The organism is Aliivibrio sp. S10_S31 (assembly GCF_014694495.1).
Classification (GTDB): domain Bacteria; phylum Pseudomonadota; class Gammaproteobacteria; order Enterobacterales; family Vibrionaceae; genus Aliivibrio; species Aliivibrio fischeri.
Genome location: NZ_JAAUWR010000006.1, coordinates 197557 through 218742, shown reverse-complemented (window position 1 = coordinate 218742; position 21186 = coordinate 197557). Strand labels below are relative to the sequence as shown.

Sequence of the window (21186 nt, the reverse complement as noted above, 5' to 3'; positions counted from 1 at the left end):
AAAGAATTTGCTTGGCGACCATAGCATTATGGACCCACCTGATCCCATGCCGAACTCAGAAGTGAAACGTAATAGCGCCGATGGTAGTGTGGGGTTTCCCCATGTGAGAGTAGGACATCGCCAGGCTTTAAATTAAGATACACCTGAATAGACACTGCGGAGTGGTAGTTCAGTTGGTTAGAATACCGGCCTGTCACGCCGGGGGTCGCGGGTTCGAGTCCCGTCCACTCCGCCACTATACTAAGAAGCCCTAATCGAAAGATTAGGGTTTTTTTACGTCTGTAGAAAACGGAATGAGATAAGCAGAGCGAAGTGGTAGTTCAGTTGGTTTGGGGAGCTTAGCGGCCTATCACGCAGGGGGGACGTGTTACTTTCAAGGTTGATAGTAAAGCCCCGTTAATTTTGCTACTTATTTGAAGAAGCCCTAATCGAAAGATTTGGGCTTTTTTACGTTTGTAGAAAACGGAATGAGCTAAGCAGAGCTAAGTTGTAGTTCAACTGGTTAGGCTTTTTATTGGAGAGCTTAGAGGCCTATCACGCCGGGGGAAGTGTTGCTTTCAAGGTTGATAGGAAAGTCCCGTTAACTCCGTCACTTATTTGAAGAAGCCTTAATCGAAAGATTAGGGCTTTTTTACGTTTGTAGAAAACGGAATGAGATTAGCAGAGCGAAGTGTGAGTTCAGTTGGTTGGACTTTATATTGGAGAGCTTAGCAGCTTGTTGTACTGGGGAACTTTCTGAGAAGGTTTGTTAATTATTTAAGCTAAAAAAAGAGGCGTACAAGCGCCTCTTCTATTAACTTCAATTTCTACATTTCTTTTTCAAGCTTCTTAGCTTTATCAATCATAGGAGTGATTGTTGAACCTTGTACTAAAATTGAAAAAACAACAACAGAGTAAGTCATTACAAGAATGATTTCTCTAACATCTATATTCTTTTCGGGTATAACCATAATTCCAGCAGGTATAGCTAGTGCCATTGCTAATGCTAAACCTCCTCTTAAGCCACCCCAAGTTAAAATACGTACTGATAATGGGTTGTAAGTTCTAAATCGATTAAAGCCAATGTATGAGATAAATACACTTAAATAACGGCTTGTTAAAACTAAAGGAATAGAAATTGCCATTAATATCCAATCTTCTTGATGGAATTGGAATAAAAGCATAGACATACCAATTAATAGGAATAGTACGCCATTGAGGAATTCGTCGACAAGTTCCCAGAAGTGATCTAAATGATCTTCACTTTCTTTTGAAAAGCCAATAAATCGAGTCCAATTTCCTATCATAATACCAGAGACAACCATTGCTAGCGGACCTGAAACATGAAGCACTTCTGCTAGAGCATAACCAGCGGTTGGTATACCAATGGTTAATAGTAGCTCCATTGAATGGTCATTGGTTGAACTTATTAGATAATGGAAAACTAGCCCAAGAATAAATCCATAGGCAATCCCACCAATAGCTTCTTGGAAGAATAATGCCGTTACACTTCCTACTGTCGGTGTTTCATGACCGAAAGCGATGGTAAAGAGAGTTACAAAGATAACAAGGCCAAAGCCATCGTTGAATAATGATTCGCCTTCAATTTGAGTTGAGATTCGTTGCGGAGCATTCATCTTTTTAACGATAGCAAGAACGGCTATTGGGTCAGTTGGTGATATTAATGCACCAAATAGTAAGCAGTAAATAAGATCTAAATTAACGCCGATAACATTACAAATTGCCCATAAAACAAAGCCGATAAAGAATGTTGAAAATAACGTAGCTCCCAAGGCAAGAACCGTTATTTCCCACTTTTGATCTTTTAAGTTTTGTAGCTTTATGCCCAACCCTCCAGCAAAAAGCAGAAAACCTAGAATCCCTTTTAATAAAAAATCTTCAAAGTTAATATCTGTTAACGTCTCAGTTGCTACTTCCCTAAGGTTAAACCAGTTATTTTGACCGGCAATGATAATGCCTAATGAAAGCATCATGGAACCTGCAGTAATAGCAATGGTTGTTTGCATTTTTCCAATTTTACTATTGAAAAATGCGATTAACATTGCAGCCGCTGCGAGAAAGCAGAGTGTGTTATATACGGACATTGCTTAACCTCTAGATTTTTATTTAATGTAACAAAGTGTGATTTATATCATTTTCCGCTCTATTTGATAAATATCAAATTTTATTTTCATTTTGTTGAAATAAAAATGCTTTTAGACGTCTAGATTTCTATAAAATGTGTGATAGGATTGTAACAGAAACGTATTATGGATGAGGTTGTACCGTGGCAGGAAGCAAAATAAAAGTACAAATAGAAAAGCAACTTTCAGAGCGAATTTTATTGATTGATGGTGGTATGGGCACCATGATTCAAGGTTATAAATTTGAAGAGGAAGATTATAGAGGGGAACGTTTTAATAAATGGCATTGTGATCTTAAAGGTAACAATGATTTATTAGTTCTTTCACAACCACAAATTATAAGAGATATACACGAAGCCTATTTGGAAGCTGGTGCTGATATCCTTGAAACTAATACTTTTAATGCAACAACTATTGCTATGGCTGATTATGATATGGAAAGCCTTAGTGAAGAGATTAACTTTGAAGCAGCAAAGCTTGCTCGTGAAGTTGCAGATAAATGGACCGAGAAGACACCAAATAAGCCTCGTTATGTCGCAGGAGTGCTTGGACCAACAAACCGAACTTGTTCTATTTCTCCAGATGTAAATGATCCAGGCTTTCGTAATGTATCGTTTGATGAATTAGTGGAAGCTTATTCAGAGTCAACTCGAGCACTTATTAGAGGTGGCTCAGATCTTATTCTTATCGAAACTATTTTTGATACATTAAATGCTAAAGCGTGTTCCTTTGCTGTCGAGTCTGTTTTTGAAGAGCTTGATATTACTCTGCCTGTTATGATTTCAGGGACAATTACTGACGCATCAGGAAGAACCTTATCGGGACAAACAACAGAAGCTTTTTATAATGCATTAAGACATGTAAAACCTATTTCTTTTGGTCTTAATTGTGCGCTTGGCCCCGATGAATTACGTGAATATGTAAGCGAGCTTTCACGTATTTCTGAATGTTATGTTTCTGCTCACCCAAACGCTGGCTTACCTAATGCATTTGGTGAGTATGATTTATCCCCTGAAGATATGGCTGAGCATGTTGCGGAATGGGCAAGTAGCGGATTTTTAAATCTCATTGGTGGATGTTGTGGCACCACTCCTGAACATATTCGTCAAATGGCTTTAGTTGTTGAAGGTGTGAAACCTCGACAATTACCTGAATTACCCGTCGCTTGTCGTCTTTCCGGATTAGAGCCTTTAACAATAGAAAAAGATTCTTTGTTTATTAATGTTGGTGAACGTACAAATGTTACTGGATCTGCACGTTTTAAACGCTTAATTAAAGAAGAGCTTTATGATGAAGCACTAAGTGTTGCTCAAGAGCAAGTTGAAAACGGTGCTCAAATTATCGATATCAACATGGATGAAGGCATGCTTGATGCTGAAGCATGTATGGTTCGTTTTTTAAATCTTTGTGCATCAGAGCCTGAAATATCTAAAGTTCCAGTGATGGTTGATTCTTCTAAATGGGAAGTAATTGAAGCTGGATTAAAGTGTATTCAAGGTAAGGGGATAGTTAATTCAATCTCTTTAAAGGAAGGCAAAGAAAAGTTTGTACATCAAGCCAAGTTAATACGTCGCTATGGTGCTGCAGTGATCGTTATGGCTTTTGATGAAGTCGGCCAAGCGGACACTCGTGAGCGTAAAATTGAAATTTGTACCAATGCCTACAATATTTTAGTTGATGAAGTTGGTTTCCCACCTGAAGATATTATTTTTGACCCTAATATTTTTGCGGTTGCTACAGGTATCGATGAGCATAATAACTATGCAGTAGACTTTATTGAAGCTGTTGGTGATATAAAGCGAACGCTTCCTCATGCAATGATTTCAGGTGGTGTTTCTAACGTCTCTTTTTCTTTCCGTGGAAATAACTACGTTCGTGAAGCTATCCATGCAGTATTTTTATATCACTGTTTTAAAAATGGTATGGATATGGGCATCGTAAATGCGGGGCAGCTGGAAATATATGATAACGTACCAGAAGATCTGCGTGAAGCGGTTGAAGATGTGGTATTGAATCGTCGAGATGATTCTACGGAGCGTTTACTTGATATTGCAACTGAGTATTTAGAACGAGCTGTTGGTAAAGTTGAAGATAAATCTGCTTTAGAGTGGCGTGACTGGCCTGTTGAAAAACGTCTTGAGCATTCTCTAGTGAAGGGGATAACAGAGTTTATTGTCGAAGATACAGAAGAAGCACGAATCAATGCAGAAAAACCAATAGAAGTAATTGAAGGACCATTGATGGACGGAATGAACGTCGTCGGTGATCTTTTTGGTGAAGGAAAAATGTTCCTTCCTCAAGTAGTAAAGTCTGCTCGTGTAATGAAGCAAGCAGTTGCGCATTTAGAACCGTTTATTAATGCGTCTAAAGAAGTTGGAGCAACAAACGGTAAAATACTTTTAGCAACGGTAAAAGGTGATGTTCATGATATTGGTAAGAATATCGTTGGTGTGGTTTTACAGTGCAATAACTATGAAATAATTGATCTTGGTGTCATGGTCTCTTGTGAAACTATCTTGAAAGTAGCTAAAGAAGAAAATGTAGACATCATTGGTTTATCTGGATTAATAACCCCATCATTAGATGAAATGGTTCATGTTGCTAAAGAGATGGAACGACAAGGGTTTGATTTACCATTATTGATTGGTGGAGCAACAACTTCAAAAGCACATACAGCGGTAAAAATTGAGCAAAACTATTCTCAACCTGTTGTGTACGTTAATAATGCTTCTCGAGCTGTAGGTGTCTGTACTTCATTACTTTCAAATGAACTAAAACCTTCTTTTGTTGAGAAGCTAGATATTGATTACGAACGAGTTAGGGAGCAGCATAGTCGTAAACAACCGCGAACTAAGCCAGTAACTTTAGAGGCTGCACGAGCGAATAAAGTTGCTATTGATTGGGCTTCTTATACACCTCCTGTCCCACTAAAGCCTGGTGTACATATATTTGATGACTTTGATGTTTCAACATTGCGTAATTATATTGATTGGACCCCATTTTTTATGACTTGGTCTCTTGTTGGAAAATACCCAAAGATCTTAGAGCATGAAGAAGTAGGTGAAGAAGCCAAACGATTATTTAAAGATGCAAATGATCTATTAGATCGAGTTGAAAAAGAAGGGTTACTTAAAGCTCGTGGAATGTGTGCGCTATTTCCAGCTTCTAGTGTTGGTGATGATATTGAAGTTTATACTGATGAATCACGCACTAAAGTTGCAAAAGTACTTCACAATTTGCGACAACAAACGGAGAAGCCGAAAGGTTTTAACTACTGTTTATCAGATTACATAGCACCCAAAGAGTCGGGTAAAAATGATTGGATCGGTGGTTTTGCTGTAACTGGTGGTATTGGTGAGCGTGAACTAGCCGATGAATATAAAGCAAATGGTGATGATTATAACGCTATCATGATTCAAGCGGTGGCTGATCGTCTAGCTGAAGCCTTTGCTGAATATTTACATGAAAAAGTACGTAAAGAAATTTGGGGTTACTCTCCTAATGAGACACTTTCAAATGACGATTTAATCCGTGAGAAATACCAAGGTATTCGTCCTGCTCCTGGTTACCCAGCTTGTCCTGAACATACAGAAAAAGGGGCTTTATGGGAGCTAATGAATGTTGAAGAATCTATTGGAATGTCTTTAACATCAAGCTATGCAATGTGGCCCGGTGCATCTGTGTCAGGAATGTATTTTTCACATCCGGATTCTCGTTATTTTGCGATTGCTCAGATTCAGCAAGATCAAGCCGAAAGCTATGCCGATCGTAAAGGTTGGAATATGCTTGAAGCTGAGAAGTGGTTAGGTCCAAATTTGAATTAATAGTGAACTGACCTTTTAAACTAAAAAATGCCCATTAAATGTAATGGGCATTTTTGTATGTATCACTTATTGTTCAAAAAGTTCTTTGTGCAAGATTTTAACGGCTTGTTTAGATTCAGACTCATGAAGTAAGAAACATAAGTTATGTTGACTCGCACCATAACAAATCATACGTAAATTAAACTCCTCTAAAGTACCAAACACTTGTTTTGCTGAGCCTTTTGAATGGCTCATTTTGTTACCTATTAATGCGATTAAACAAAGATTATGTTCAACTTCAACAGTACATAACTCTTCTAATTCTTGTTGTGCTTCAAGTGGAAGCTCTGGAGCTTTACCATTGGTGTTTGTTTGATCTAAAGTAAGAGCAACGCTTACTTCTGAAGTTGTAATTAAATCTACAGAAATTTGGTATTTAGCTAAAATCTTGAAAACTTCAGCTAAGAAGCCATATGCATGGAACATACTTGGGCTATGCAGTGTTACCATCGTTTGGTTACAACGAAGGGTTAGCGCCCTAAATAAAGGAGTACTATCAACTTTTTCTTTAATCCAAGTCCCTCCTTTTTCAGGTTCTTTTGATGAACCAACAAAAACAGGAATTTGATGACGAAGCGCAGGGAGAAGTGTTGATGGGTGTAAGATCTTTGCACCGTAATTTGCCATTTCAGAGGCTTCGCTAAAGCTAATTTCTGGAATCGGTGACGCTTTGGGAGCAATGCGAGGATCCGTGGTATAAATCCCTGGTACATCTGTCCAGATTTCTAATCCGCATGTATCTACAGACTCAGCAATCAGTGCAGCACTATAGTCACTGCCACCACGACCCAAAGTTGTTGTATTTCCTTCGCTATCAGAACCAATAAACCCTTGAGTTACCACAATCTGTTGCTGACAAAGAGGAGTCAGTTTTTCTTGAGCTAAACGAGATATATCATTAAGTTGTGGTTCACCTTTTCCAAAACGAGAATCAGTGCGCAAAACAGTGCGAATATCAAAACGTATTGCAGGGTTTCCTCGCTCAATGAGTAATTGAGTGAATAAGTGAGTAGACATGAGCTCACCACAAGAGACTAGATGATCGGTTAATTTATCATTTGATTGAGATGCTGCCGTTTCTGCTGTTTTTTCAATATCATCCAATATATCTAAGATAGCTCGCTCTGGAATAAGTGGATCTGCGAGCTGATCTAATACAGAAAAATGAATGGTTTTTAATTCTTCAAGAATTGCTTTTTTTCTGTGATTATCTTGAACGCCATTAGCAAGTTCAACAAGAAGATTAGTCACACCAGAGCAGGCGCTAATCACTACAAGGTGAGTATTTGGATTTTGTTCAATGACACTTGCACTTTTCGTCATTGCTTCGAAATTTGCAACGCTAGTACCGCCAAATTTGGCAACATTAATAGGGTTCACTATCCTGTCTCCCGACTACATCCAGTGTAAAATAAATGTGAAGAAGCGATAGCAATAAGAGTGGTTTGCTAGAAGCTCTTCACTTAATAAATTAAGTGACAATCGTTAGGATTCAGCCTAAACGACCGACAACCCTATTCCCAATAGGATCATCTCGGCATTACTCTCCCTCACTTATTTGTGTAGGAGTTTGGGCTCCACAAATTAAGCTACCTAGGTAATGCTCCTCTTCTTTATATTTCAAAAATGAAATACGTTTCAATAATGTGCTTTTTTATGAGTCAAATGTCAATTGTTGGTAATGTTTTTTTTACTTTTCTTTTGTTTTAAGTGAAAAGTACCTTTATAGGGCTATTTTTCGTAATTAAGTCACTCTAATCAAATAGTCTAATTGAGTTTAATTTTTCTTATGTCTATTCTTTAATCACCTCATATTGATAGGAGTTTATAATGAAAAGTTTTATACCACCGAAAAGAACCCTTATGGGACCTGGTCCTTCTGACATTTCTCCTCAAGTTTTACAAGCATTAAGCCGTCCCACTATCGGTCACCTTGATCCATTATTTATCAAAATGATGGATGAACTTAAAGAGCTACTCAAGTACGCATTTCAAACTAAAAATGACTTTACTATTGCGGTTTCAGCCCCAGGTAGTGCAGGGATGGAAACATGCTTTGTGAATTTAGTTGAAGAAGGCGAGAAAGTACTAGTATGTCGTAATGGTGTATTTGGTGAACGAATGCGACAAAATGTAGAACGCTGTGGTGGTATTCCTATTATTATTGATGATAAATGGGGGGAACCTGTTTCATTAGATAAAGTAGCGCAAGCATTGGAAGAAAACCCTGATATTAGCGTTGTTGCTTTTGTGCATGCGGAGACATCTACTGGAGTTCTTAGTGACGCAAAAGCGATTGCACAAATTGCGAGACAATATAATTGTTTAACCATTGTGGATGCGGTGACTTCGTTAGGTGGCGTACCTTTGTTAGTTGATGAATGGCAGTTAGATGCGGTTTATTCTGGTTCTCAAAAATGCTTATCTTGTACTCCTGGATTATCTCCTGTTACTTTTTCTGATAAAGCGGTTGCTAAAATGAAATCGAGATCCTCGGTAGTACAAAGTTGGTTTTTAGATCAAAGTTTGGTTCTTGGGTATTGGAGTGGAGAAGGAAAGCGCAGTTATCACCATACTGCACCAGTAAATAGTTTATATGCTTTGCATGAATCACTGTTAATGCTTAAACATGAAGGAATTGAGCAGGCGTGGCAGCGTCATGCTGATTATCACCAAGAGTTAAAACAAGGCCTTGAAGCGTTAGGGATTAAGTTTATTGTTGATGAAGAATATCGTTTACCACAATTGAATGCTGTATATATACCGGCAGGTATTTCTGATACTCAAGTTAGAGAGCAGTTGTTAGAGGAATATAATTTAGAGATCGGTGCTGGTTTAGGTGAACTTGCTGGTAAGGCATGGCGTATCGGTCTTATGGGATACGCAGCAAAAAAAGAGAATGTCGCATTGTGCTTAAAAGCATTATCTGATGTTTTTAAGTAAATATTAAATAAAACAGCCACTAAATTCCGTGGCTGTTTATGCTAATAGTTTTTAGTTAGTCATCCGTAATTTCTTATCGAGTTGTACGGATTCAAATTTACTTTTTGGAAAGAGGAATATGGCTTCTCTTCTTATATCTTCCGCTCTTTTTTCATCTCCCAACGCTTGATAAGCAATGATTAAGTTTTGATAAAAAGCAGGTCTTGGTTTGGTTTTTATTAATTCTTGTGACCATTCAATATAGGGTTTAATTAGCTCTGGTTTTTTATTAATAATACCGATTTTTAATTGTGTTGAAAGTATGTCCCAATTGAATCTATCTTCCCACACAACAGGGTTGGTTACTCGACTTAAAATGTCTGGGTTCATTGGTTTTGTGGTTTCAAATTGAGTTAATACCCAGTTTGTATGTAGCGTTGATAGCATATAAAAACCTGTCACAATCGGTAATACTAATGAACTGACACGTAGGGTTATTTTACTGATATCACTGATTCGATATTTTTTGTATTTACAGCTTAATTGGTCAATCCAAAATAAAAGAATAATAAAGGTAAACCAATGAATCATTGAATGATAAAAAGGATACTCTAACTGACTATGAATAAAAATGGGGGCAATTAAAGCGAGTAGAGCAAATTGAGTATCCAGCTTGCTGCGTCGTATCTTGGCTAAAACACCACCTGCGGCAAGTAATAAACCTAAAATAGCGACAATACCACCTTCAACTCCCCAGTATAGAATTTCGTTATGAGGGTGATCCATTGACGGTTCACCTGCTCTATAGTCAGAAGATAATTGATGCTGTTTCGCTGTATAAAGAATGTATTCAGCTTCGAAATTACCATAACCATAACCTGTGACGGGTTTTTCTAAAAACATATCCAGAGCTTGAGGAAAAATATATTCTCTTGCGCTCTCTAAATCGGCTTTTTTACTAATAAGTGTTACGTTTGATATATCATCATTTTTGGATAAATCGAGTAGAGCAAAGCTTCCACTAAAACCAACTATTAGCGCTAGCAACCAAGAAATAAAACGTGGTTTAGTACAGTATTTCCACATATAAGGAACAAGCAGAACTAAACTGAAATTAGCTGATAACCAACCTGTACGAGAAGCTAAAACAACAATTAAAGGTAGAGTGAATATGATTGTTGCGTAGAGCAAAGTTAATGCAATGATATTTTCTCGATACTTTATAGGTTGTCTTGCAAGGAAATAAGAAGCAATGGCTAAACCGGTTACAAGAAAGCTCGCCATAACATTGGGTTGTTGGAAAATGCCATAAGGGCGATTTGCTATTACGTTATAACCAAATGAATTCCCAGCTTCTAAAAACAGATATTGAATATAGCCAAATAGAGTTTCAATAAGAACTGAACCAATGATGCACCATAACAGCCATTGCTTCTGTTTATTTGAAAATGAAAACTGTTGTAGAGTAATAAAAAAGAGCAATCCAGCCCATAGGCCTAAAAATTTTCCGGTAGCAAGATGTGGGGACGCCTCTTGATAAAGTAATGGAATTGATAATAAACATACCGAGATGAATAGTACGATGGTTAATGTCGAAAACTTAAGTATGCCTTGCTTTGCAATATGAAAAAGAGCAATGGCAATGGCGATACTTGCAGGGATCCAAGAAGCGGCATTAAATGCAAGGTGAAGGCCAGAACCGCCAGGGTTTGGCTGAAAAAAGTGGGCACAAACAAAGAAAAGAATGGTAAGGCTGAGTAAAAAAGATTTGGTTAGAGGCTTTTTGATTTTTTTTGCTTCTAATAGGGTGCCTTGAGTTAAGAGCGTAGCCATTTTCCAACTATTTCCTTATATAATAAAGCCAACAAAAATGTTGGCCTTATTCTATCTTATCCATAGGTGAAAGTGCGGACTTTCTGCTGAGTTACGTTATTTTAGCATCGGTTTTAAGAAGCGTGCCGTATGAGAGCCTTCAACTTGTGCAACATCTTCAGGTGTGCCTTCTGCAATGATCTCACCACCGCCTTGTCCGCCTTCTGGACCTAAATCAACAATCCAGTCAGCTGTTTTCACTACATCTAAGTTATGCTCAATTACGACGATTGTATTGCCTCGCTCACGTAGACGATGAAGAACCGTTAATAATTGTTGTATATCATGAAAGTGAAGACCTGTTGTTGGTTCATCAAGGATATACAGTGTTTTACCTGTATCTCGTTTTGAGAGCTCTCTTGCTAGTTTTACACGTTGAGCCTCACCACCAGAAAGAGTCGTTGCAGCCTGACCTAAACGAATATAAGAGAGGCCAACGTCCATTAAGGTTTGTAGTTTACGAGCAATAACAGGAACTGGCTCAAAGAAGGTATGAGCATCTTCAATGGTCATTTGAAGGACTTCATCGATACTCTTTCCTTTGTATTTTACTTCTAATGTCTCACGGTTATATCGCTTACCCGCACACACATCACATGGAACATAAACATCTGGTAGGAAGTGCATTTCTACTTTGATAACACCATCACCTTGGCACGCTTCACAACGTCCACCTCGAACGTTAAAGCTAAATCGGCCAGGTTTATAACCGCGAGATCGTGATTCTGGTGTTCCAGAGAAAAGCTCACGTATCGGTGTGAAAATACCAGTATAAGTTGCTGGGTTTGAACGAGGTGTTCGACCTATTGGGCTTTGATCAATATCGATAACTTTATCAAAATGTTCGATACCTTTAATTTTTTTATACGGAGCTGGTTCTGATGTGGTGGCTCCGTTCAATTGAGTATGAGCAATTTTAAAGAAAGTATCGTTGATTAAGGTTGATTTACCTGAACCTGAAACCCCTGTGATACAAGTAAATAATCCCACTGGCAGTTTTAACGTCACGTTCTTTAAGTTGTTTCCTGTTGCTCCAATAAGTTCAACTTGTTTTTTAGGATCGGCCTTAACACGTTCATTTGGTACCGCAATTTCTTTTGTACCATTTAAATATTGGCCAGTTAATGAGTCTGGATTTGAAATAATAGCTTCATAATCACCTTCGGCAACAATATGGCCACCATGAACACCTGCACCAGGGCCAATATCAATAATATGATCGGCACTGCGAATAGCATCTTCATCATGCTCAACTACGATAACTGTATTCCCTAAGTCTCGGAGGTGATTTAGCGTTTTTAATAGGCGTTCATTATCTCGTTGATGCAGGCCAATAGATGGTTCATCAAGGACATACATTACACCGACTAGGCCGGCTCCGATTTGACTGGCTAAACGAATACGTTGGGCTTCACCACCGGATAAGGTATCGGCACTGCGTGATAAATTGAGGTAATTAAGGCCAACATTAACCAAAAAGTGAAGGCGTTCGTTAATCTCTTTCATTACTTTATCGGCAATTTGTGCTTTTTGTCCTTGTAACGTTAACGAACTAAAGAAAGCCATTGAGTCTTGAATACTCATTTCGCAGATTTCAGGTAATGTGGTATCACCCACAAACACATTTCTCGCCTCTAAACGTAAGCGTGTACCGTGACAACTTGAACAAGATTGAGTTGAAATATATTTGGATAGATCATCTCGAACGGCACTTGATTCCGTTTCTTTATAGCGACGATCTAGGGTGTTTAGTATTCCTTCGAATGGATGGCGTTTGACTCGTAGATCGCCGCGATCATTACTGTATTGAAATTCAATTTCTTCACTGCCTGAGCCATTAAGAATAATGTTTTGGAATTTCTTTGAGATGGATTTAAATGGTGCGAATAAATCAAAACCATAATGTTTAGCTAATGACCCTAGCATTTGGAAATAGTAATAATTTTTTTGATCCCAACCTTTAATAGCACCTTCTGCGATACTTAGCTTATCGTCTAAAACGACTCTGTCGGCATCAAAGTATTGTTGTACGCCTAAGCCATCACAGGTACCACAAGCACCTGCTGGGTTATTAAAAGAGAACAGACGAGGCTCAAGCTCTTGCATGCTATAACCACAATGTGGGCAGGCAAAGTTCGCAGAGAAGATTAAAGGATCGTGTTCGCTGTCATCCATATAATCGACAACTGCAATACCGCCTGTTAATTCTAAAGCGGTTTCAAATGATTCTGCGAGGCGTTGTTGAAGATCATCTCTGACCTTAAAGCGATCAACCACAACTTCAATAGTATGTTTTTTATGTAATTCTAATGTCGGTGGATCAGAAAGATCGCAAACTTCACCATCAATACGAGCCCGAATAAACCCTTGCGCAGCTAAGTTTTCAAGGGTTTTAACATGTTCACCTTTGCGTTCTTTAACAATAGGTGCCAATAGCATCAGCTTTGTGCCTTCAGGTAATTCTAATGCTTTATCTACCATTTGGCTGATAGTCTGTGCGGTTAACTCAACATGGTGCTCGGGGCAACGAGGCTCACCAATACGGGCATAAAGAAGGCGTAAATAATCGTAGATTTCGGTAATAGTACCAACCGTTGATCTAGGGTTATGAGAGGTAGACTTTTGTTCTATTGAAATGGCAGGAGAGAGACCTTCAATGTGGTCTACATCTGGTTTTTCCATTAGAGATAAAAATTGACGAGCGTACGCTGATAAAGATTCAACATAACGTCGTTGGCCTTCAGCATATAAGGTATCAAAGGCTAAAGAAGACTTACCTGAACCTGAAAGTCCTGTAATTACAATCAACTTATCTCTTGGGATAGTTAAGCTGATGTCTTTTAGGTTATGGGTTCTGGCCCCTCTAACTTCAATTTTATCCATGGGAGTCTCACTGCAATAAAAATAACTAAGGGTTAAGTATTGCACAGAGTAAGAAAACAGAAAAGCATTTTACTGGATAAAAAAACAGTGTGGAGGTGGGATTAGAAAGATAAAAAAACGCCCCATGTCTAAACATAGGGCGTTATTATTTAAGTATTAGGGTTATTTTTTACCCGTTACTTTTTTTGCTAATTCTGATGATTTTTTATCTTTTAGATAAATGTTTTCATAACAGTGGTTTGTTGCTTCGATATAACCTTCAACGCTGCCACAGTCAAAACGCTTTCCTTTAAATTTATATGCTAAAACACAGCCTGATTGTGCTTGTTTTAGTAGAGCATCGGTGATTTGAATTTCACCGCCTTTACCTGGTTCTGTCTGCTCGATTAACTCAAAAATATCAGGAGTTAGGATGTAACGACCAATAATAGCTAAGTTGCTTGGTGCTGTTCCTGGCTCTGGTTTTTCTACCATGTTATCAACACGGTATAAATCATCTTTGATCATTTCACCAGAAATCACACCGTATTTGTGTGTTTCGTTGTCTGGAACTTCTTCTACAGCAACGATAGAACAACGGAATTGCTTGTATAAAGCAACCATTTGAGCCAATACGCCTTGTTCTTCGTTCACACATAGGTCATCAGCAAGTACAACTGCGAAAGGTTCATCACCTACAAGTTCACGACCAGTTAAAATTGCATGACCTAAGCCTTTCATTTCACGTTGGCGAATATAAGTGAAGTGAGCTGAATCAATCAGTTCGCGAACATCTTCAAGAAGTTCTTCTTTGTTTGTACCACTGATTTGGTGCTCTAATTCGTAGTTTTTATCAAAGTGATCCATTAAAGAATGTTTACCACGACCAGTAACAATACACATACCGTCCATACCAGCATTGATTGCTTCTTCAACACCGTATTCAATAAGAGGCTTGTTTACAACAGGCATCATTTCTTTTGGCATTGATTTTGTCGCTGGTAAAAAGCGTGTGCCGTAGCCTGCGGCAGGAAATAAACATTTTTTGATCATAATTCAGTCCTAGAAAGACAATATTTAAAAATTTAGGGGAGGCTTCATTTTGAGCCTCATTATTATCGACGCAGTTTATCGACTTAGGTGCATGAAATGAAGTGCTTTCATCAAAAATAGAGCTCCGTATCATTATTAATGTGATTTTCTCTTTAATAAGCATGAAAACCACATGTAAAACTAATGCTGCATTAACTCTTTAAACCAATCCCAAACACCAAAAGAAAAGTTATGGAAAATATCAATTCCTAAGGCCGATTTGATCAGATACAAAGCAAAAACAGCTAGCCCTAATATACAAAAAATGCCGATAGATATAAGAAAGGTAAGCATTAATAATGCAAAAGGGGATTCTTTACGTAACTGCTGTCGATAATCTCGTCCGAGAAGGAAAACAAAAAAGTAGCGCTTATTAAAAACAGAAATACTTTTTCTAATATCAACGCGATTATTTGAACCTAACCCCGTCGCAATGATCGCGTGTTCAATGGATTCTTTTTGTTCTTCAGTGAGCTCATCAATGACATTCTCATCTAAAGATGAGTAGAAATGCTCAAGTAACTTTTGTTGTTTATGATTGTTCACTTGATGCCTTCTTAGTTAACGCGTTTTGATATACCGCCATAGTTTGAGTCGCTATTTTTTCCCAGTCGTAGTATTCAAGATAGGATGCATAATTGATGTTGCTATATTCATTTTTAGCATGCTGAGCGAGTTGTACTGTTAACTCTTCGGTATTACCAACAGAAAAATATGTATCTGGAGTTAGTTTCACCTCTAAGTTAGCCGGAATATTACTGACAATTGCAGGTAAAGAATAAGACATAGCCTCAAGTAGAGCGATAGGCAAGCCTTCATGATATGACGGCATTACAAATGTTTTTGCTTGAGAGAAAATGGCTTGCAGTTCGTCACCTTTTAAAAAACCAGTAAGAATGACGCCATCAACATCTCTTGCTTGTTGTTTGAGTTTTTCACTATAAGGCGTAGGGTGATCGGTATCGCCCATAATAACCAATGGAATATTAAGGTTAGCTTGTTGGTAAGCATTAATGAGGTCATGAAACCCTTTCTCTTCAACAAACCGGCCTACTGCAACAAAGTAACTTCCTGCTGTGAGTGAAAATTTAGATAGAGTAGAGTCTATTTTTTCTTGCGGCAATTGTGTAGGTAGTTTCACACCATTATAAATAAGGTGAGCATCGTAGCGATTGTATTTTTCTTTGATGATGTTATTGATTACTTCTGAAATAACAATAACTTCATTTGCGTAAGTAGCCGCTAACTTTTCACCTAATTGAAGAATGCGTTTGGCAAACCCTCCCCATTTTTGACGGTCATAATCAGGACCATGGTGGGTGAAAACAACTTTTTTTCCTAATAAGCGCAATAAGGGAACAACGAGTCCTGGTCCTATTGCGTGTACGTGTACAACTTTAGAACCGTCAAATAGTGTGGTTAACGATGCGAGTGTTGAATGAATTATCGCTTCAAGGGATTTTTTCTTAGGAGCCCAAACGGCTTTAGTTTGAACCCCTTGATATGAGGATATTTTATAGTCTACATAAGGTGATCGTGCAATTACGCAGATATCATTATTAAATTGACGATGAATTTCAGGATAAAGGTGTTGGCAATGAGTTTCTACGCCACCTAATACATTAGGGATGCCTCTAGTGCCAATGACGGTGATTTTTTCTGTCATGTTATTATCCTTTCAATAATTCTTGATATAGATTTAGTAAATCGTTTTTATGTTTAGTTAGCGTGTACTTACTTAAAAAACGCTCTCTTGCATTTTTTCCCATATCAATGGTTTTTACAGGTTCTTTCACCAGTAGATCCAGTTTATCAGCAAGCGCTTGAGCATTACCGGCTTCAAATAAATAGCCGTCAATCTCATCTCTAATTTGTTCTGGTATCCCACCAATTTTTGAACCTATAACCGGTTTCCCATAAGACATGGCTTCTATCACTGACATCGAGCAGTTTTCATAACACTCTGATGGGACAATCACGGCTTTAGCTTCTTTAATTAGCGTTAAAAGCTCTTCACCACTTTTAAAACCAAGTAGCTCTGCTGTGGGGTAATTATCTTTTAATTGATTAAATTCAGGACCATCCCCAACGATTTTTAAGCTTGCTTTCTCTGTCATCAATTGATGGGCTTCTGCTAGCGTAGGAACTCCTTTTTCTTGACTTAAACGCCCAAGATAAAGGTAGTAACCACTATCTTTTATTCCCTCTAAAGAAACGTTTTCATCAATACCATTAACGATGACTTCAATGCGGTTATGTGGCAGTTTTTGTTGAATGAATCGTCCTAAAAAGCGACTTGGAGAAACGATAGCATCTAGATATTGATAATTTTTGCTGATTTTTTGATATATCGCTTCTACAGATAATAAAAAGCTTTTACTTAGAGACCCTTCTTGGCAGCGATACTTAGTCGCATTCCAAACTGAGCCATGAACACAAGCTTCACATGTATGACAATTGCGGTACATTGTGTAGCTTGGGCAAGCTATTTTTGTATCGTGGGCGGTAAGTACTGTTTTACAGCCAAACTGCTTAGCCACTTTAATAATTGATGGTGTGAGCTGATGATAGATATTATGAAAATGCACCAAGTCGGGCTTTTCTTGCTCTAATAGATCCTGCAACTTTTCACATGCTTGTCGGTTATGAATAAAATTAATAGCCGTTGTGAGTTTATCTTTTATGGTCTGTTCTTGATAATAATCGACATTCTGAACAAAAAATTCAGAGTATTCGGATTCAATATTTTTCTCATGTTGCATCGAGAACTCAACAATCTTTACTCCTTCAGAAAGGAGCATATCTCTTTCTTGGAAGTAAACCGTTTCTGCGCCACCTTTCATAAAAAAGAATTTATTAACTAATAGAATTTTCATTTTTTACCCTCGTTAATAATGGTATGTGGTGGTGGTGTTTTTGGGTCTTTTAAAGAGATAAATAATCCTCTAATTAATCCTGCCGCAAAGACTGAAAGATTTAATACGCTTTGAAGGGCATCTCTGATAGATCTGTTTTTGATTGTTTTTAATCCAATGAAGGCGAATAAAGGCAAAGAAATTACTCCAATTAACATAGGATTAAACGAAAATAGTGAGGCGAATAGAATGACTAAATAAACAGCAAAGATAGCTTCATTCTTAATGGTTTTTAGAGCGTGTGAAAATAACGGCGTTCCAAAAGCACCTTTCACTAATTCTCCAGGAGCAAAAAGGTAGCCGCCTTTCCAGCGGTGCTTCATTAATGCTAATGATGACATGGTATATGATGTATGGAAAAAATAAGGAACATCAAGTCGATGTAATTTATATCCAGCGTGAGTTAAACGCATTCCAAGCTCTGACTCTTCATAAGCATGAAGGTTGCGATTGGTTAAATAGCCAATTTCATCAATGGCCGATTTTCGATAAAGGCCACCACCACCTAAGTGTGAGCAATCACCGATAGGATAAATTTGATGAAGGCGCTGTTTACGAGATTTAAACTCATAACTATCAACGTCATCCATTTCCACAGAACCCGCAACTCCTGCATATTGAGTGTTCTCAAGTAAGAAGGATACACCTTGTTCAATAAACCCTGATTCCAGTTCCATATCACCATCAAGAAGTAGCAGGAAATCACCTTCGCTATAAAGGTAGCCAAGTTGATGTCCAACACCGCAGCAGCGATCATTTGCATCGATTAGAGAAACAACGGTTGTGTTCATTTTCGTTGCTATCTCTTGAGTTTTGTCGGTAGACAAACTATCCGCAACAATAATTTTATGAGGGAATACCCCCATATTTTTTTTTATACTGGAGATAGTTTTCTCTATGCCTGCTTCTTCATTATAAGTCTTGATAATGACTGAGATAAATGGAAGTTTAGTCATGGTTTTCTGCCGCCGTGATCAGTGATTTTCGGATCACTAGGTTTGAACCTAATGATAAGTAAAAAAGAAATTGAAGCATGGGAACAAGCATCAATATTTGGCTGTATGGAAGACTTAACAAGCAAGCAATAGCAAAAGCGTTAAGCGCTGGAGGATAGCTCATTAGTCTAATATCTTCTGGTGCTACATCATCTCTATTAAATAGAGGTGTAGGCCTACAAACTCGGAGGATATAAAGTGTCATTGAAATGAAAAATATAGTACCGATGATACCTAATTCCCATAAAAGAACACTTAGGGCTGTAGTATCAAGAATGACATTAAAAAGGATATTGAGAAAACCAGGAGATACTGTACTACCATGATTCGTTGTACTTAATCCGTAACCAAATAAAACATTTGGAAGACCATAAAAATCATTATTATTTAACCAGAAAAAAATGGTTGTCATCCGTCCTAGTTCGCCTGTTGGCATAATGTAGTTAGGGTCAAAAATATACTCTAGAGAGTCGATAAAAATATCTAATGCACCCTTACTTGGATCGCTGCCAAAAGCTGAAGAGTAAGATAACGATAATAATAAAATTGCGACCCCCATTAGTAGTAGCATACCGCCTACAATAGCTAAGATAATTTTGATGTCGTAACTTTTCATTCCTTTGATATAACTAGGAGCTAACCATACGTAGGCCAGCAAAATGGGGGATAATAAAATAACAAATTTAACTTCGCCTAAGATGCAAAGGATGAATGCAGCGCCTATATGTAAGATGGTTGATTTTATTGAGCAGAGGCCGTGTTTGTATTCAGAAAGTTTTAACAACATAATCAGTAGGCAAAATAACCCCATTGCAGCAGTATTACCGCCTCCCATAGGGTCTCCACCAAAGGTACCTACTACTGAATCCCATTTCTCAAATTCCCCGTGAGCTGCAACTCGCTTAGGTAATATGACAAATATCTGAAATAAGATTACGGGGAATTGAGCGTAAAATATCCAGTAAAGCGTTTTTGTTACTCTATAAATTTGCGATTCACGACAAAAGCGAAGTAATAAACAAAATAGTACTAATGAAAGAGCAAGCTCATTCTTTAAACCAACAATTGTAATGGTCGCTCCATTTTGTAAGTAAGTACTAACTAAAGCTATGCCAAAGAAACCAAGAAAGAGAACTAGTATGATCATTTCTTTATGGTCTAAATTTAGGGGAGAATAACGAACTTGTAGTAATAATAACCCCGTCATGGCGAAAGCGAGCAAAAACGGCAGCCATAAAACAGCAGAAACACCTGTAAAATATTGTGTCGAGCCGCAAAAAATAAGAGTAAATATGGCGTAGATTTGAAGATATAAGCCCGTGTTCATTTTCATTATTAAGCATCTTCCTTAGCTAAAAGGTGTGCTCTTTTGTTTACTTTTAAATAAATAAAGGCGTAACGAATAAAGGATAAGACCGCAAATAATAAAACAGAATAAGCGTAATCTTTGTGGAAGTAAGGAAATACAACAAAAGCGAGCACGATTACTAGTAATTGCTCAATTTGAATGCGAAGGAAATATTTTGGTGAACCAAATACCAATTCAATTACTGTTAGAGGACACACGGCCAGTGCCGGTAATAAATAAGGAAGCATATAGCGAGAGGTTGGTACCGAGCTTAGCCATTCATCATTAAAACCTAATTGCATGATTAAAGGATAAAAAATTAATACACCAGCGGTCGCGATTAAACCTAATACCAATAACATTAAGCGAACTTTTTTAAACTCTTGAAAATTGAAGGTGTTATTTCGAAAATCAATGGACCACTTAGAAAAAATAGAGTTTCTGACCGCATTACCAATAATCGTCACTGGAGCCAAACAAAAGCGATTAACAACAGCAAAATAGCCAGCGGTTAATGGCGAAAACCAAAAATTAATTAATAGTGTAGGTAGATTATTGTTAGCCATAGCAAGTACTTCAGCACTCCCTATTCCTGATAAATGACTTCGGTTTTCTTTAATAAATGCTAAATTATTTGAAAGCGAAAAGTGAGATATTGAAATTTGAGTAAATGAGACCGAGTAGGTCAGCCATGCGAAGATAAGGAATAATAATCCGGCAGCCCAACAAAAATAGAATGACTCAATATCCGGAGTAAGGAATATAGCGCCGATAACCAACAATGAAACAGAGATTCGTTGGAAGGCTAACAAACGGATGTTTTCTACACGTAGCAATAAATTTTCAGATACAAGAATCCAAGCATGGCAAAGCGTTAGAACATAGAGTATGTATCCATTTTGCTCAAAAAATAGCGTCATGATGTAGCTGTAAGGAAGAGCAATAAGCATGCTCTGAAGTAATGAGAATACGATATTTTGCGATAAAGTATGGTCATTTTGCTTTGGTAACAATAACTGTGATGCAAAAGTACAAATTTGAGCCCCAATTAAAACAATACTGTACACAAGCGCGTAAATGCCGACCTGTGACATATTGTATTTATGAGATATCAACCAAATTGAAACTGCACCAATGATCTGAGAAATCACTGATGCTCCTGCTATCGTAGTAATACTTTTTAGCAAGCTCATA

General features: G+C 37.7%; 13 protein-coding genes, 1 tRNA gene, 1 rRNA gene and 1 riboswitch. Of the genes, 4 read left to right on the top strand and 11 right to left on the bottom strand.

The annotated features are described in order from the left end of the window. Window positions 1-10 precede the first annotated feature (10 nt). Window positions 11-126, top strand: a 5S ribosomal RNA gene (gene rrf, locus HC728_RS07675). 32 nt (window positions 127-158) lie between these two features. Beyond that, window positions 159-235, top strand: a tRNA-Asp gene (locus HC728_RS07670). A 571-nt stretch (window positions 236-806) separates the two neighbouring features. Here HC728_RS07670 and HC728_RS07665 read toward each other — a convergent pair. Further along, entirely contained in the window at window positions 807-2084 is a 1278-nt protein-coding gene (locus HC728_RS07665) for a sodium:proton antiporter (RefSeq protein ID WP_026029410.1), read from the bottom strand. Between the two features lie 182 nt (window positions 2085-2266). On the opposite strand from HC728_RS07665, the gene metH reads away from it, so the two are divergent. Beyond that, window positions 2267-5947, top strand: a complete 3681-nt coding sequence (metH, locus tag HC728_RS07660) for a methionine synthase (protein ID WP_065641738.1) — start codon at window positions 2267-2269, stop codon at window positions 5945-5947. Between the two features lie 66 nt (window positions 5948-6013). Here metH and lysC read toward each other — a convergent pair whose 3' ends face one another. Beyond that, window positions 6014-7366, bottom strand: coding sequence for a lysine-sensitive aspartokinase 3 (lysC, locus tag HC728_RS07655; RefSeq protein ID WP_190395263.1), 1353 nt, complete (start codon window positions 7364-7366; stop codon window positions 6014-6016). 64 nt (window positions 7367-7430) lie between these two features. Next, a riboswitch (Lysine riboswitch) is annotated at window positions 7431-7605 on the bottom strand. Window positions 7606-7816: 211 nt separating this feature from the next. Here lysC and HC728_RS07650 point away from each other — a divergent pair. After that, a complete protein-coding gene (locus HC728_RS07650) occupies window positions 7817-8929 on the top strand; it encodes an alanine--glyoxylate aminotransferase family protein (protein WP_065641740.1) in 1113 nt (370 codons plus the stop codon). A gap of 51 nt (window positions 8930-8980) precedes the next feature. Here the strand turns inward: HC728_RS07650 and HC728_RS07645 are convergent, their stop codons facing one another. The 9 genes from HC728_RS07645 to HC728_RS07605 all read right to left on the bottom strand — a co-directional run bounded on the left by HC728_RS07645 (window position 8981) and on the right by HC728_RS07605 (window position 21185). After that, complete coding sequence (locus tag HC728_RS07645) at window positions 8981-10741, bottom strand: PglL family O-oligosaccharyltransferase (protein ID WP_190395262.1); 1761 nt, start codon at window positions 10739-10741, stop codon at window positions 8981-8983. A 96-nt stretch (window positions 10742-10837) separates the two neighbouring features. Then, window positions 10838-13663 (bottom strand): excinuclease ABC subunit UvrA, encoded by a 2826-nt coding sequence (gene uvrA / locus HC728_RS07640; protein ID WP_005417431.1) that lies wholly within the window; start codon window positions 13661-13663, stop codon window positions 10838-10840. A gap of 162 nt (window positions 13664-13825) precedes the next feature. After that, window positions 13826-14695: a UTP--glucose-1-phosphate uridylyltransferase GalU gene (gene galU, locus HC728_RS07635; protein WP_005417439.1), complete on the bottom strand. Its 870-nt coding sequence runs from the start codon at window positions 14693-14695 to the stop codon at window positions 13826-13828. Between the two features lie 180 nt (window positions 14696-14875). Further along, window positions 14876-15280 (bottom strand): hypothetical protein, encoded by a 405-nt coding sequence (locus HC728_RS07630; RefSeq protein ID WP_017020174.1) that lies wholly within the window; start codon window positions 15278-15280, stop codon window positions 14876-14878. Next, window positions 15267-16400, bottom strand: a complete 1134-nt coding sequence (locus HC728_RS07625) for a glycosyltransferase family 4 protein (RefSeq protein ID WP_065623171.1) — start codon at window positions 16398-16400, stop codon at window positions 15267-15269. The genes HC728_RS07630 and HC728_RS07625 overlap by 14 nt, the downstream gene beginning before the upstream one ends. A gap of 4 nt (window positions 16401-16404) precedes the next feature. Beyond that, window positions 16405-17610, bottom strand: coding sequence for a glycosyltransferase family 4 protein (locus tag HC728_RS07620; RefSeq protein ID WP_065641742.1), 1206 nt, complete (start codon window positions 17608-17610; stop codon window positions 16405-16407). Continuing rightward, complete coding sequence (locus HC728_RS07615) at window positions 17607-18605, bottom strand: glycosyltransferase family 2 protein (protein ID WP_017020171.1); 999 nt, start codon at window positions 18603-18605, stop codon at window positions 17607-17609. Before HC728_RS07615 ends, HC728_RS07620 begins: the two co-directional genes overlap by 4 nt. After that, on the bottom strand, window positions 18598-19977 hold the full coding sequence (locus tag HC728_RS07610; protein WP_017020170.1) for a hypothetical protein: 1380 nt from the start codon (window positions 19975-19977) through the stop codon (window positions 18598-18600). Before HC728_RS07610 ends, HC728_RS07615 begins: the two co-directional genes overlap by 8 nt. Window positions 19978-19979: 2 nt before the next feature. Next, window positions 19980-21185: a lipopolysaccharide biosynthesis protein gene (locus HC728_RS07605; protein ID WP_017020169.1), complete on the bottom strand. Its 1206-nt coding sequence runs from the start codon at window positions 21183-21185 to the stop codon at window positions 19980-19982. Between the last annotated feature and the right edge of the window lies 1 nt (window position 21186).

What these genes read in the sequence shown, in the direction of transcription:
- HC728_RS07625 (WP_065623171.1), bottom strand. Translation starts at nt 16,400, where the DNA reads ATGACAGAAAAAATCACCGTCATTGGCACTAGAGGCATCCCTAATGTA.
- HC728_RS07605 (WP_017020169.1), bottom strand. Translation starts at nt 21,185, where the DNA reads ATGAGCTTGCTAAAAAGTATTACTACGATAGCAGGAGCATCAGTGATT.
- galU (WP_005417439.1), bottom strand. Translation starts at nt 14,695, where the DNA reads ATGATCAAAAAATGTTTATTTCCTGCCGCAGGCTACGGCACACGCTTT.
- HC728_RS07645 (WP_190395262.1), bottom strand. Translation starts at nt 10,741, where the DNA reads ATGGCTACGCTCTTAACTCAAGGCACCCTATTAGAAGCAAAAAAAATC.
- HC728_RS07620 (WP_065641742.1), bottom strand. Translation starts at nt 17,610, where the DNA reads ATGAAAATTCTATTAGTTAATAAATTCTTTTTTATGAAAGGTGGCGCA.
- HC728_RS07665 (WP_026029410.1), bottom strand. Translation starts at nt 2,084, where the DNA reads ATGTCCGTATATAACACACTCTGCTTTCTCGCAGCGGCTGCAATGTTA.
- uvrA (WP_005417431.1), bottom strand. Translation starts at nt 13,663, where the DNA reads ATGGATAAAATTGAAGTTAGAGGGGCCAGAACCCATAACCTAAAAGAC.
- HC728_RS07615 (WP_017020171.1), bottom strand. Translation starts at nt 18,605, where the DNA reads ATGACTAAACTTCCATTTATCTCAGTCATTATCAAGACTTATAATGAA.
- HC728_RS07610 (WP_017020170.1), bottom strand. Translation starts at nt 19,977, where the DNA reads ATGAAAATGAACACGGGCTTATATCTTCAAATCTACGCCATATTTACT.
- HC728_RS07650 (WP_065641740.1), top strand. Translation starts at nt 7,817, where the DNA reads ATGAAAAGTTTTATACCACCGAAAAGAACCCTTATGGGACCTGGTCCT.